The sequence below is a fragment of the Streptomyces endocoffeicus genome (genome assembly GCF_016741935.1).
In the GTDB taxonomy this organism is placed as follows: Bacteria; Actinomycetota; Actinomycetes; order Streptomycetales; family Streptomycetaceae; genus Streptomyces; species Streptomyces endocoffeicus.
Genome location: NZ_JAERRG010000006.1, coordinates 433,720 through 447,629 on the forward strand (window position 1 = coordinate 433,720; position 13,910 = coordinate 447,629).

9 protein-coding genes are annotated in these 13,910 nt (G+C 69.1%); 7 read left to right on the plus strand and 2 right to left on the minus strand.

What is annotated here, in order from left to right; genetic code table 11:
• Positions 1–170: 170 nt before the first annotated feature.
• The 5 genes from JK364_RS18595 (at position 171) to JK364_RS18615 (ending at position 7,817) form a co-directional block, all read left to right on the plus strand.
• The gene (locus JK364_RS18595) at positions 171–1,340 is read left to right on the plus strand and encodes an ATP-grasp domain-containing protein (RefSeq protein ID WP_201852213.1); all 1,170 of its coding nucleotides are present in this window, start codon (positions 171–173) and stop codon (positions 1,338–1,340) included.
• Between the two features lie 254 nt (positions 1,341–1,594).
• Complete coding sequence (locus JK364_RS18600; RefSeq protein WP_201852214.1) at positions 1,595–4,333, plus strand: non-ribosomal peptide synthetase; 2,739 nt, start codon at positions 1,595–1,597, stop codon at positions 4,331–4,333.
• Positions 4,334–4,377: 44 nt separating this feature from the next.
• Positions 4,378–5,334 carry an NAD-dependent epimerase/dehydratase family protein gene (locus tag JK364_RS18605; protein ID WP_201852215.1) on the plus strand — a complete coding sequence of 319 codons (957 nt, stop codon included), beginning with the start codon at positions 4,378–4,380 and terminating at the stop codon, positions 5,332–5,334.
• A 22-nt stretch (positions 5,335–5,356) separates the two neighbouring features.
• On the plus strand, positions 5,357–7,324 hold the full coding sequence (locus JK364_RS18610) for an aminotransferase class I/II-fold pyridoxal phosphate-dependent enzyme (protein ID WP_201852216.1): 1,968 nt from the start codon (positions 5,357–5,359) through the stop codon (positions 7,322–7,324).
• 55 nt (positions 7,325–7,379) lie between these two features.
• Complete coding sequence (locus tag JK364_RS18615) at positions 7,380–7,817, plus strand: cupin domain-containing protein (protein WP_201852217.1); 438 nt, start codon at positions 7,380–7,382, stop codon at positions 7,815–7,817.
• 44 nt (positions 7,818–7,861) lie between these two features.
• Here the strand turns inward: JK364_RS18615 and JK364_RS18620 are convergent, their stop codons facing one another.
• On the minus strand, positions 7,862–9,643 hold the full coding sequence (locus JK364_RS18620; RefSeq protein WP_201852218.1) for a carbamoyltransferase family protein: 1,782 nt from the start codon (positions 9,641–9,643) through the stop codon (positions 7,862–7,864).
• Positions 9,644–9,844: 201 nt separating this feature from the next.
• Here JK364_RS18620 and JK364_RS18625 point away from each other — a divergent pair, with 201 nt between their 5' ends.
• Positions 9,845–10,345 carry a GNAT family N-acetyltransferase gene (locus tag JK364_RS18625; RefSeq protein WP_201852219.1) on the plus strand — a complete coding sequence of 167 codons (501 nt, stop codon included), beginning with the start codon at positions 9,845–9,847 and terminating at the stop codon, positions 10,343–10,345.
• 178 nt (positions 10,346–10,523) lie between these two features.
• Here the strand turns inward: JK364_RS18625 and JK364_RS18630 are convergent, their stop codons facing one another.
• Entirely contained in the window at positions 10,524–11,690 is a 1,167-nt protein-coding gene (locus JK364_RS18630; RefSeq protein WP_201852220.1) for an FAD binding domain-containing protein, read from the minus strand.
• A 549-nt stretch (positions 11,691–12,239) separates the two neighbouring features.
• Here JK364_RS18630 and JK364_RS18635 point away from each other — a divergent pair.
• Positions 12,240–13,910 (plus strand): type I polyketide synthase (locus JK364_RS18635; RefSeq protein ID WP_201852221.1); only part of this gene is annotated, 1,671 nt, incomplete at its 3' end.

Genomic DNA, 13,910 nt, shown 5'->3' on the forward strand with positions numbered 1-13,910 from the left:
TCCTCAATGGATCACATTTTCGTATCTCTGTGAAACGATGCCTCGGTGCTGGCCTCGAAGTAGCTCATCGCGAGACATCACCGATCCACCGGTCCACCCGAATCCATATCGGGCGGCAGTACGGCAAATGACTTCTTCAAGTTTTGGCTAGCCGTAACGGGGAGGCGAGAATGCCGACGATGATTGTTATCGGGTACAGAGGCGATCTCGATCAGGCACTGCAGCGCCGCGGCATTGATCCTTACTATATTGTCCAGGCGCCGGCGAGCCCGCCGAAGAGTCGGAGATTCACATGGGTCGCCGACATGGAGAACGCCCAGGAGATTTTCCGAGCAGTGCTGTCCGCGGACATTGACGATGTGGCCGGCGTGCTGAGCGTCCATGAAATGGGCGTATTCGGGGCAACCTACTTACGGCAGCAGCTGAACCTTCCCGGGAATGCCGATTCCAGGACGGCTCTCCACTTCCGGGACAAGTACCTCCAGAAGAGCGTGCTGCCGCCCCGGATCAGGCGGGCGCGCTGCCGCCATGTGCCCGTGGGCACGTCGTTCGCGGAGCTCGCCGACGATCTGGGAGAGGTCTTCGTGGTCAAGCCGGCGGCCGGGGCCGGCGCTCTCCGTACGAACATCGTGGGTACCCCGGAAGAGTACGCACAGGCCCTGACGCCCTTCACCGGTCAGTCGGATGTCGAGATCGTCGCCGAGTCCTTCATGGACGGTCCGGAGGTCTATCTCGACGGCGTCTGGGAAAAGGGAGACCTTCGGTGGTCGTCCATGAGCGGCTACCACACCTCACCGCTCAGGGCCGTACAGGGCGGCATCCTGTCCGCGTACGTTCTGGACCGGAAGCGGCATTCCGTCTTGTTCGATGAGATGGAGGCGCTCGCCGGGCAAGCGCTCACCAGCCTGAACGCCCCCGATTGCGTATTCCATATGGAAGCGTTCACGACCGAAGCAGGGTTGACCTTCGGCGAGTGCGCCATCCGCCTCCCCGGGGCGCTGTCCCCTCAGGTCAATCAGCTGACATACGGCGTCGATCTCTTTGACGTCGAAATCAGTCTCGCGCTGGGTGAGGGCGCGGCTCGGGCCCTGGGCGACCAGTGCACGCCGGAGCGCTTTCATGGATACATTCTTCTGCGCCGCCCCAACGGGTGCAATTTAACCCAGAGCGACTTTGAACGGAACTTCCTTTTCGACGAGATCGTCTACGATTCATCGCCTGATGCGCCGGTCGGGCCGTACGGCCGCGTGGGACAGGCCATCGTCTCCGACCCGGATGAGCTGAAACTGCGGAAGACGATCGAGGACATCGTGCGATTCAACGAGGTCGGATCCACCTGATCTGACGGCCGGTCCGACCGAGCCACCGGCCCGGGACACCCCGGCGCCGACACCGTCGCGTCCACCTCGATCACACGTGCCGCGGGTGCCGAACTCCGCCCGCCCCAAGCCGCGTTCAGCCGCGCCCCCACGATGCGCACCACCGCCGATGGCGATCTCAGAGCCCGGCCCTGGTGCCCCTCCCCGGCGCGGCGTCGCGCCCCCAGCCCCGCTCGCCATGGTTTTCCGTCCCTTCTGATCGGAGGACTTCCCCCATGCCGGATCAACGTCATGCTTCGACACTCCCGCAGCTGCTCGAGCGTGCGGCCCGCGAAACGACTCAAGGCATCGCGTTCATCGGCGGCCCGTTCCTCTCCTACGCCGAGTTGCGGGAGTGCGCCTGCCGGATCGCGCAAGGGCTGCGGGAGCGCGGCACCGCCCCGGGCGACCGAGTGCTCATCGCGGCCGGTGATCCGGAGATCTTCTTCCGCGCCTTCTGGGGATGCGTACTCACCGGTGCCGTGCCGTGCCCGGTCGCACCGCCGGCCGACCCTTCCCGGTGGCGCGCCCAGCTGGAGCAGCTGCGCACGCTCCTGGGCGACCCGCTGGTGATCGTGTCCAAGACGGCTCATGGAGACCTGCCCGAGGCCGGGCTGCGGTCCGTCACGGTCGAGGAGCTGAGCCATGCCGCGGCCGAGCCCGATCAGCTCCATGTGCCCGCGCCGGACGATCTCACCCTGCTGATGCTCACCTCCGGGTCCACCGGATCGAGCAAGGCGGTCAGGCTCACCCACGCCAATCTGCTGGCGGCGCAGGCCGGTAAGGCGGGGGCGCTGGAACTCGGGCCCGACGACACCTCGTTGAACTGGATCTCGGTCGATCACATCGCCGCGATCGAGGCGCATCTGCTGCCGATGTTCAACGGCGCCGCCCAGGTCATGACGGTGCCCGCCACGGTGCTGGCGGACCCCGTGGAGTTCCTCAGGCTGCTCACGGCCCATCGGGTGAGGGTGACGTTCACCCCCAACTTCCTGTTCGGGCAGATCAACCAGGCACTCGCCGTGCGGCGCGCATCGCGGCAGGAGGTGGACCTGTCACAGGTGCGGCACATCATCTCCGGCGGCGAGGCCACCGTGACCGCCACCGTACGGGCGTTCCTGGACACGCTCGCGCCCTACGGGCTGCGCGGAGATGTGATCGTGCCCGCGTTCGGGATGACCGAGACGTGTGCGGGCAGTGTGTTCAACCGCGACTTCGCCACCCATGACCTGGAGACGGAGTTCCCGTCGCTGGGGCGACCGGTGCGGGGCCTGCGGATTCGCGTCACCGACGACGACGGCACGGTGCCGGCCTCCACCGATCGGCCCGTGACGGCAGAGCCGGGGGAGGTGCAGCTGCACGGCCCGATGGTCTCGGGCGGCTACTTCGGCGATGAGCGGGCCACCGCGCGGGCGTTCACCGCCGACGGCTGGTTCCGCACCGGAGACCTGGGCCACCTCGACTCCGACGGCCGGTTGACGCTGGTCGGCCGCAGCAAGGACTCCATCATCGTCAGCGGTGTCAACTACTACAGCCACGACCTGGAAGCGGTCCTGGACGAGCTGGACGGGGTGAAGCGCGGCCACGTCGCCGCGTTCCCGATACGGCCCGAGGGGGCCGACACCGAACAGCTCGCCATCGCTTTCGTCCCGGCGGGCGACCCCGCCGACGAGACCGCGGTGTACCGGGCCATCGTGGCGATCCGCAGCTCCACGGTGATGCACTGGGGCTTCCGCCCGCAGCTGATCCTCCCGGTCGCCGAGGAGGAGATCCCCCGTGGCAACCTCGGCAAGATCCAGCGGTCGCGGCTGCGCGCGGCCGTCGAGAACGGAAGCCTGGACGAGGCCGCCCGCCGGTCGGACGAGATCAGCACCCGGTTCCTCGGTGGCCAGGTGGCGCCGGAGGGCGAGGTGGAGACCGCACTGGCCGAGATCTACGCCCGCGTCCTGGACACCAAGGCGGTGTCGGCCACCGCCGGCTTCTTCGACCTGGGCGGTACCTCGCTGGACGTACTGCGGCTCAAGCTGGAGATCCAGGCCGCGTTCGGCATCGAGGACGTGCCGATGTCCACGCTCCTCCAGGCCCCGACCGTACGAGCGCTGACCGGCCGCCTGACCGCAGGGCAGGGTGCAGGTGGCGACGCCACCTACGATCCGCTGGTGCCGCTGCAGATCACCGGGGACGGGACGCCGCTCTTCTGCGTCCACCCCGGTCTGGGGGAGGTGCTGGTGTTCGTCAACCTCGCCAAGTACTTCACCGGCGAGCGGCCGTTCTACGCGCTGCGGGCCCGTGGATTCGGACAGGGGGAAACCCACTTCGAGTCGTTCGACGAGATGGTGTCCACCTACGTCGAGGCCATCCGGCGGGCGCAGCCCAGCGGCCCCTACGCCGTCGCGGGCTACTCCTACGGCGGGGCGGTGGCATTCGAGATCGCCAAGCGGCTGGAAGCCGACGGCGACAAGGTCGACTTCGTGGGTGTCTTCAACCTGCCACCGCGGATCTCCGACCGCATGAACGAGATCACCTTCACCGACGGCGCGATCAACCTGGCGCTGTTCCTCGAACTGATCGACGCCACCGACATCGAGCGGCTGACCGCCACCCTCCGGCCACTGCCCGAGGCCGATCAGCTCGCCCATCTGATCGACCGCGCCCCGAAGCGGCGGCTGACCGAACTCGACCTCACCCTCGAACGGTTCGCCGACTGGGTACACCTCGCACAGAGCATGGTGCACCTGGGCCGCACCTACGAACCGTCGGGTTCGGTCGGGCGGGTGAAGGTCTTCTACTGCACTCCGCTGCGCGGCACCAAGGAGGAGTGGCTGGATCACCAGCTCAGCCACTGGGACGAGTTCACCCGCGACCCCAACACCTATATCGAGGTCGACGGGGAGCACTACACCCTGATGAGCCCGCGGCATGTGCACACCTTCCAGGCGACCCTGCGGCACGAACTGGCCCGCGCGCTCGGCTGAGGACCGGCAAAGGCAACCGCTGACACCACCAGGAGCGGCCGATCATGCAACGCAAGAAGATACTCATCACCGGTGGGACCGGACAGGTCGCGAGGCCCGTCGCCGAATCGCTCGCCGTCGACAACGAGGTGTGGTGCCTGGGCCGGTTCGGCGACCCACACGCCCGCGAGGCACTGGAGGAAGTGGGCGCCCACACCGCCGTCTGGGACATGGCCACCGATGACCTGGAGGGCCTGCCCCGCGACTTCACCCATGTGCTGCACTCGGCGGTGCACCGGGGCGACGGCAAGGACTTCGAGGACACCGCGCGCGTCAACGCGGTCGGCACCGCTGGGCTGATGACCCACTGCTCCGCCGCCGAGTCGTTCCTGTACGTCTCGTCCGGGGTGGTCTACAACCGCGCCGATCGGACACATCGCTACCGGGAGAGCGATCCGCTGGGCGGCGCGGCGCCCTGGCTGCCGACCTACCCCGTCGCCAAGATCACCGCCGAAGGGGTGGCACGCGGTCTGGCCGAGGCACTCGGGCTGCCGACGGTGATCGCCCGCCTCAACATCGCCTACGGCCCGTACGGCCACGGTGGTGTGCCCATGATCCTGTTCCATCAGATGCGCGAAGGGCAGCCCTGCGCGGTGCCCCGCGAGGGCCAGAACTACTGCAATCTGCTGCACACCGATGACGTCGTACGCCAGGTGCCGCTGCTGTGGGACGTGGCGCGGGCGCCCGCGCGGGTGGTGAACTGGGGCGGGGACGAGGAGGTCGGCATCACCGATCTGCTGGAGTATCTGTCCGCGCTCACCGGAGTGCCGGTGCGGCTGGACCGCGGCGACTACAGCCGGGAAACGGCCATCTTCGACCACGACGTCCGCCGCGGCCTGATCGGCGACTGCACCATCGGCTGGCGGGCCGGTATCGCCCGCACCGTGGCCGACCTGTTCGAGGAGTACCGCGACCGCGTCGACGCGTACCTGGACGCGCACGGAGCCGGGACACCCCAGTGACCACGAGGAGTGGAGAACGAGCATGCGCAGGTCCGCAGATATCGACGCGCTTCAGCATGTGCTGTCCGCCGCCCTCGGGTCCCCGGACCCGGTGTGCGCCTTGGGCCGACTAGACCGAGGCGCGGGCGCGTTCGCCGCCCTGGACACCGCCGTGCTCGAGCGCCCCACGCTGGTGGGCGGCGGGTCCCCGTACCACCCGACCAGCCCCGCCCCCACCCGCCACGCGCTCGATGAACTGGTCCGCCGCGCCGAGACACTGGGCGTGCCCCAGATCCTGGTGCCCAACGTGCGCCGCGGCGATGACACCAGCGCGCTGCGGGCGGCAGGGCTCGTTCCGATCGCCACCGAGAGCGAGTGTGTCGTCCGGCTGGCCGGGGAGGTGGACGAGGCCCTGCGGACCCGTATCGGCGCCGAACGACTCAACGACCTCCGCCGCCGCGACCGCGAGGCCTCCCTCGAGCTGACCTGGGAGCGGATCCGGCTGAGCGAGCTCGACGGAAGTCCCTGGGCGCGAGACGCCTTCGTCACGCTCCACCAGCGTCAGGCCGAGCGCCACGGCGGCCACCACAACCTGTACAACGCCGAAGCCCTCGACGCACTGGCGCACGGCCCGTTGGCCGATCGCACCGAGATACTCCTGCGCCGCGAACAGAACGCCGTGGTCCAGGCCGGGCTCATCACCACATCCCACAACGGCCGGGGGATCTACTCCCTCACACAGGCCACCGACCACGACGACCCCGCCGCACGGGACGAGCTCTTCGCCGCGTCCATGTACCGGCTGTACCTCCACGCCCGGCGCTCCGGCCTGGAGTGGGTCCACCTCGGCCGGGGAGACGTCCCGCGCATGCGCCGCCTCGGAGCCGATCTGTTCGTACCCCTCGACCACTGGCTGCGCGCCCCCGGCCTCGCCTCCCCGGCGGAAGCGGGCGCGGAACACCCGCTGTCGGAGTACGCGGCTCCCCCCGTCACGGGGGTGCCCGTCCCCGGCCCGGCCCGCTTCCGCCAGGTGCCCCGGTTCGACACGATCGACCTGTCCAGCAACACCAACCCGTTCCTGGGCGCCGCGGGGGAGTACCCCCACCTCGACACCACAGAGCTGGCCGACACCTACCTGGCCACGATCGCGACATTCCCCGGCCACGCGGGCGTGGACGCGCTGAGCGCGGACCACGTGCTGTTCAGCAGCGGGGCGGTGGACGGCGTCATGCTGCTCCTGGCGGCGCTGGCGTCACCCGGTGAGCGCGTCTGCGTCACACCACCCACCTTCCCGCTCTACGGCCACTTCGCCCACATCCTGCGCCTGCCCGTCGTCGACGTGCCGCTGCGCGGCGACGACCTGTCCCAGCTCGACACCGAGCGCATCCTGGCGGCCGATCCACGGGTGACCATCCTGTGCGACCCCAACAACCCCGTCGGGACCAGGCTCGACCCGGAGCAGGTCCACCACCTGGTGGCTCGCGGCCGCGGGCTGGTGGTGATCGACGAAGCCTATGCCGAGTTCAGCGAGAAGCCCTCGTACGCCCGGCTGATCGCCCGGCACGACAACCTCATCGTGCTCAGGACACTCTCCAAGGCATGGGGCCTCGCCGGCGCGCGCTGCGGAATCGCCCTGGCCCAGCCCGGTGTCATCGAGGCACTGCGCCGGGTGCAGGTGCCCTTCGGGTTCACCAACGACTCCCAGCACGCCGTGCGGGACCGGCTGACCGATGTGCGGCGGGTGGTCGCCGGCATCCAGCGCATCCGCGCCGAACGTGACCGGATGGCCTCGACGCTGACCGAGCATCCCGCGGTGGCTCGGGTGTTCCCCTCGGAGACCAACTTCCTCTTCGTCCGGCTGCACAAGCACGAGCGCGTGATGGACCAGCTTCGGGGCGCGGGCATCGTCGTCGCCGACACCGGGCGGGTGATCCCGGATACCTGCCGTATCACCATCGGCGATCGGCGCGCGAACACCGCCCTGCTCGAAGCACTCTCCTCCGCTCTGTGAGCCCTGTCGTTCAGCGAATCTATGAGCCCTGTCGTTCAGCGAAAGGATCCCGCTCGTGGGTAAAGATTCTCGCTCCGATACCTCTCTCTCCAGCACTGTCGTCGCCGAGGCTTATGCTCGCTGGAGTCCGCAGCTGCACAAGGAATTCGACACCAACGCCCATCATGGGTGTATCGGCCAGACCCTGGTGAAAGAGACCGATTCCCTGCGCATCTGGGAGACCCACCTTCAGCCGGGCGGGCGAATTCCCGTCCATCGGCATGTACTGGACTACTTCTGGATAGCCCTGACAAACGGCCGGGCCCGCCAGCACTCCAGCGATGGCACCACACACGAGATCTCTTATGCCCGCGGACAGTCTCAGCATTTCCGCTGCCCCGAGGGGCGATACCACCTGCATGACCTGAAGAACATCGGCGATGACGTTCTGTCTTTTCTGACCATCGAGACAAAGGGCGGGCCGAACGAGCCCATTCAGCTCCCGAAGAATTGAGAACTGCCGGCCCGCGGGGCGCACGCGCCCCGCGGGCCGACGGCTCAGCTCCCCTTCTTGGTGATCACGAACCGGTCGATGACCAGATAGTCGATCTCGGTGGCGAGGAAGCACTCCAAGGCGTCCCGTGGCGAGCAGACGATGGGCTCACCGGCCACGTTGAAGGACGTGTTGAGCAGGCAGGGCACATCCGTCCGGGCCGTGAAGGCGCGCAACAGCCGGGCGAGGGCGGGATTCTGCCCCTCGTTCACCGTCTGGGCCCGCGCCGTGCCGTCCACGTGACAGGCGCCGGGGATCCGCTCCTGGTACTCCTTCCGCACCGGGAAGACGAAGGTCATATACGGGGACGAGGTCTTCTTGCCCATCGAGAAGACGCGGGGGGCCTCCGACTCGAGGATGACGGGTGCGAACGGCCGGAAGGGCTCCCGGTGTTTCACCCGGAGATTGATGATGTCCTTGATGTCGGGGAAGGCCGGGTTGGCGAGGATGCTGCGGTTGCCCAGGGCGCGCGGCCCGAACTCGCTCCGGCCCTGGAACCAGCCCACGACGTTCTTCCCGGCCAGCAACTCCGCCGTCCGGTCGGCGATCGAGGCGGCGTCGGGCTCCTCCTGCCACTCGACGCGGTCCGCGTAGTCCGCCAGCGCGTCCTGGACCTGCCGCTCGTCGTACGAAGGCCCCAGATAGGGGGTGGTGACCGCGTCGGCCGGCCGATTCCTGAGACCGGCGGCGTACACGGCCGCGCCCATGGCGACCCCGGGGTCGCTGGCCCCGAAGCTGACCTCCATGCCGGTGAACGGCGACCTCTCCAGCATCTTGGTGTTGGCCACGCAGTTCAGCGCCAGCCCGCCCTCGAAGAGCAGGGTGTCCAGGCCGGAGGCCGCGGTCAGCGCCCGCACCTGATGAGCGGTGACGGCCTCGACCATGTGCTGTGCCAGCCCGGCGACCTTGACGCGGAAGTCGAACTGCTCGCGCTTCTCGCTGTCGCCGCCGAACAGGTCGTCGAACAGTGCGTAGTAGGCCGATATGTCCCGTGGCGTGGAGATGGTGTACGAGCCGTTCTCGTGCAGCCGCACAACGCGCTCGAGCAGCGGATTGTGCCGCGGCGGCGGGCCGTACGCGGCCAGGCCCATCACCTTGTACTCGTCGTTGTTGGGTACGAACCCCAGATAGCGGGTGATCCGCCCGAACGCCACCCCGAGCGAACTGGTCATGGGAACCGCGCTCTCGTCGAACTGGCGGACCACGCCGTTCCGCAGCTCGCCCATGACGGAGGACAGCGTCTCCGCCCGGCCGTCGCTCACCAGGAAGGCGGCGTCGCCCCCGCCGGCCAGGTAGGCGCCGCACATGAGATGGGCCAGATGGTGGGGCACCAGGGTGAGCTTGTTGGGATCCAGTTCGTAGCCGGTGCGCTCGACGAAGTCGTGGTACACCGCGTCGGGGCTGAGCATGCCGGTGTAGAGCTCACCCGTGCTGCGCAGGGCGTCGAACTTGGCCGCGACCGGCATGCCGGAGTCGCATATCCCTGAAATCATCTCCTCGGCCACTGCCGGCGAAAACCGCCAGGGGAAAGCGAAAACGTCCACCTGGTCGAGGCCAACACCGGCGGAGTCCAGACACCAGGTGATTGCGTGGGCCGGGAAATCGGACGTCTTCTTGACCCGGCTCAGCCGCTCCTCCTCGACTGCCGCCACCACCTCGCCGTCGATCACCAGAGCCGCCGCGGCGTCATGACCCACCAAGAGATTACGGCCGACACCAGTCGCCCCGTAGAGACGCCCGAAAAGCTCCGCACCTCTGCTGAATCCGTTGTAACCGAGTACGATCACTGGCTCTCAGCCTCCCAAGCACGACAGTATCGGCGGAAGAACAGGCTACTCGGGCGGGATACTTGAGGGATAGGCATGATGCGCAAGCAGATTGTGGATTTCCTTCCCGCGGATACGGCGGACCGGAGAGAATTCCGCACCGAATGCTGGGCGGGCCCGGACCGCGGACGGGCGCGCCCCTCGTTACGTATACTTTTGGGCATGTTGAGGTTGGAACGGCTCCGGGCCGACCACGCGCCCGCCCTGCTGGCCTTCGAGCGCGAGAACCGGGCGTACTTCGCCCGGTCGATCTCGGACCGCGGGGACGCCTACTTCGAGGAGTTCGCATCCCTGCACCGTGCCCGGCTCGCCGAGCAGGACGCCGGTGTGTGTCACTTCCATGTCGTCGTGGACGACCAGGGCGAGTTGGCCGGCCGCGTCAATCTCGTGGACGTCGAGGACGGGGACGCCGAACTCGGCTACCGGATCGGCGAGCGCGCCGCGGGCCGGGGCATGGCGACCGCCGCGGTGGAAGAGGTGTGCCGCCTGGCCGCCACGGCGTACCGGCTCTCCACCCTCACCGCCTACACCGCCCTCGACAACGTCGCCTCCATGACCGTGCTCGGCCGCAACGGATTCACCGTCGTGGCGGACGCCACCGTCGGCGGACGCCCCGGCCTGCGCTATCGCCGACGGCTCGGTGCGGAGCCCGGGGGGCGTTGACCGGGAGCGTTGCCCCGGCGGTCCCGCTGCGGCCCTGTCGTGGGCGCGGAGAGCAAGCGGGCGTCCTCGGTCCTTCTCGTTCGCTGTCCTGATCGTCGCCGGTCCACGCCTGCTGCCCCCAGGAGTGTAAATGGCCATGTCCGCCGAATGGGAGCATGACGTTTTCGGCGAGGGTTGCTCATGGGGAGGCGAAGAAGCGGCGGCTCCGCGTAGTACCGAGTGTTGACCGGTTGGCCAAATCGATCCCAGCGCGCGACAGGGCGACCAGGTAAGAGAGCCGATCCCGTTCCCAGTCCGCGAGCCGCCCGGCCGGTTGGCCTTGATCAGGTGTCCAGCCACGCAGGGCTGCCGCGAGACCGGCCGCGTCGCCGAAGGCCTTCGATGTCCCGGAGGCGGTGTGCGGCCGGACCGTTCCGGCAGCATCGCCGATCAGGGCCGCGTGGTCGGCGACCATCCGGTGCGGCCGGACATCGAAGACCGGCTGCATGAACACATCGGAGCGCCGTACGAGCTCTGAGAACTGCGGCGGAAGCGATGAGCCGGCCACGGTGGCAAGCTCATCCGCGATCTCCGGCGTGATCTCCCCGGGTGGGAGGAAGGTCGTGAACGTTTTCCCGGACCGGCTCGCGAGCACCCTGGGCAGGTCGCGCTCGGCTACGTTCATGTACCACACCCAGTTGACGCGCCGGGAGCCCTCCGACAGTTCACCGTCGGGGCCCGGGACCAAGTAGCACAGCATCTGCAGGCCGTCGGAACCGCAGAATGTGAACCGGTCCGCCAACAGATCCAGCAGATGCCTGGGGAGGGTCGATTCCGGCTCCAGGCCGCGCCAGGCCACATACCCGGCATACGCGGGACGTACGTCCGGATCGAGCAACTGGCGCGTCGCCGAGCCGATCCCATCGGCACCCACGAGAAAGTTGCCCCGCGTAGTGTATCCATCAGCGAACTCGGCCGTGACCTGGGAGCCTTCCACCTGGACCCGCCTCAGGGCACTGTCCAGGCGGTAGCAGACCTCGGTGAGAGGTTCGCGCAGTGCCCGGTGGAGGGTGTCCCAGGCGGTCATCAGCTGGGGCGCCTCGTACCGGGCGGTGCTGCCGTGAAGGTGGAGCTGCTGGCGCTCTCGCAGTTCCACGCTCATCGATCGCGCGGTGACTCCCAGGCGGACGAGTAGTTCCGCTACCTCGGGCTGCATGACGATTCCCGCGCCACGGGCCTCCATCCTGCCTGCGGAGCGCTCGTACACAGCGGCGTCGACGCCCACGGCTCGCATCTCGTGTGCTGCTGCGAGGCCTCCTACAGACCCGCCCACGATCAACGCCTTGAACGCGCTCCTCGGCCGCATCGGATGCCTTCCTGCCGGTGGCCCAGTGGGGCTTCTACCATTTTCGGGCGGACGGGTGATCGTCGCACTCTCTGCTCGTTTGCGGACTGGTGTCGAACGTGACCGCTTTGCCGTTGCGTCGCGCTACGCACCTCTTGGCTAACCCTGTGTGTGCACGGCAGTCGACGCCCCGGCGAGGGCGGTCACGCCCTCCTGGAACGGAAGTCGTGGGCGTAGACGAACACGGTGCGGCCGCAGCCCTCGCCCCAGCCAGTCACGACCCCGTCGGTGTGGGGTCGGTTCCCCTCCAGCCCGAAACCGGACGCCCTGGTGCCGCCGGAATCGCGCTGATGCCTCCGCCTCCGATGAGAACGGCTGCGGAGACCGGTGATGGGCTGGTCCGGGCCCCTAAATGCGCGCCGTGCCCCCTAATCGCCCGATGCGTTTCCCCGTTATCCGCCCGCACGGGCGGCTAGGGGTCGGGGCCCCGATCACAGGGGTTGGGGGCCGCAGAACCGTGGATTAGCGTTCCTGGCGCTGTCACCGGCACCGATGGGGGTGGGTCGTCGCATGGCCGACGATGAACGACTTCTCAGCTATCTGCGACGGGCGACCGCGGACCTGCGCGAGGCGCGTGCCCGCATCGCGGCGCTGGACGAAGCGGCGGGCCGCGACGACGAGCCGATCGCCATCGTCGGGATGGCGTGCCGCTACCCGGCCGGGCCGGGGGCGTCCGACGTGGGCTCACCCGAGGACCTGTGGCGGCTGGTGATGGACGGGACCGACGCGACCTCGGACTTCCCCGCCGACCGCGGCTGGAACGTCGATGCCGTCTACGACCCCAAGCCGGGACGGGCGGGCCGCAGCTACGTCCGCCGTGGCGGGTTCCTGAGGGACGCCGCCGCGTTCGACGCCGGTTTCTTCGGGATCTCCCCGCGTGAGGCCGCCGGCATGGACCCGCAGCAGCGGCTGGTCCTGGAGACCGCATGGGAGGTCCTCGAACGCGCCGGCATCGACCCCGGCACCCTGAAGGGCACCGCCACCGGGGTGTTCGTCGGGCAGATGTACCACGACTACGCCGGGAACCACAGCATGGGCTCGCTGGCCTCCGGCCGGGTCGCCTACACGTTGGGGCTGGAGGGCCCCGCCATCACCCTCGACACGGCGTGCTCGTCGTCGCTGGTCGCGCTGCACCTCGCAGTCCAGGCGCTGCGCTCCGGCGAGTGCTCGCTGGCGATGGCGGGCGGCGTCGCCGTGATGGCGACGACGGACATGTTCGTGGAGTTCAGCGCCCAGCGGGGACTGTCCCCGGACGGGCGGTGCCGGTCGTTCGCCGCGTCCGCCGACGGGGTCGGCTGGTCGGAGGGCGTCGGCATGCTGCTGGTCGAGCGGCTCGCGGACGCCCGGCGCAACGGGCATGACGTGCTCGCCGTCGTGCGGGGGATCGCCACCAATCAGGACGGCGCGTCCAGCGGCCTGACCGCGCCGAACGGGCCGTCGCAGCAGCGGGCGATCCGGCAGGCGCTGGCGGCGGCGCGCCTGGGGCCCGGCGACATCGACATGGTCGAGGCGCACGGGACGGGGACGACGCTGGGCGACCCGATCGAGGCGCAGGCGCTTTTGGCGACCTATGGGCGGGACCGGCCGGAGGACCGCCCGCTGTGGCTGGGGTCGTTGAAGTCCAACATCGCGCACACCCAGGCCGCCGCCGGTGTCGGCGGCATCATCAAGGTCGTCCAGGCCATCCGCAACCGTGTGCTGCCCCGGACCCTCCACGTGGACGAGCCGAGCCCGAACGTCGACTGGTCCGCCGGGAACGTCCGGCTGCTGACCGAGTCGCTCGACTGGCCCGACCATGGCCGTCCGCGCCGGGCGGGAGTGTCCTCGTTCGGCGCGTCGGGCACCAACGCCCACGTGATCATCGAGGAGGCGCCGCCCGCTGAGCCCGCTGAGCCCGCCGAGCCCGTCGCGGGGCCCGCCAAGCCCGCTGAGCCCGTCGCGGGGCCCGCCGGGGTCGTGCCGGGGATCCTGTCGGCGGCCTCGCCGGCGGCGCTGCGCGGTCAGGCCGAGCGGCTGCGCGCCTTCGCCGCCGCCCGCCCGGAGCTGGACCACGCCGACATCGCGGCCGCGCTGGCGACGACCCGCGCCGCTCTCGAGCACCGCGGCGTGGTCGTCGGCACAGGCCGCGAGGAACTGCTGTCGGGACTCGCGCGAATCGCCGAAGGGGAAAGCGGTGGAACC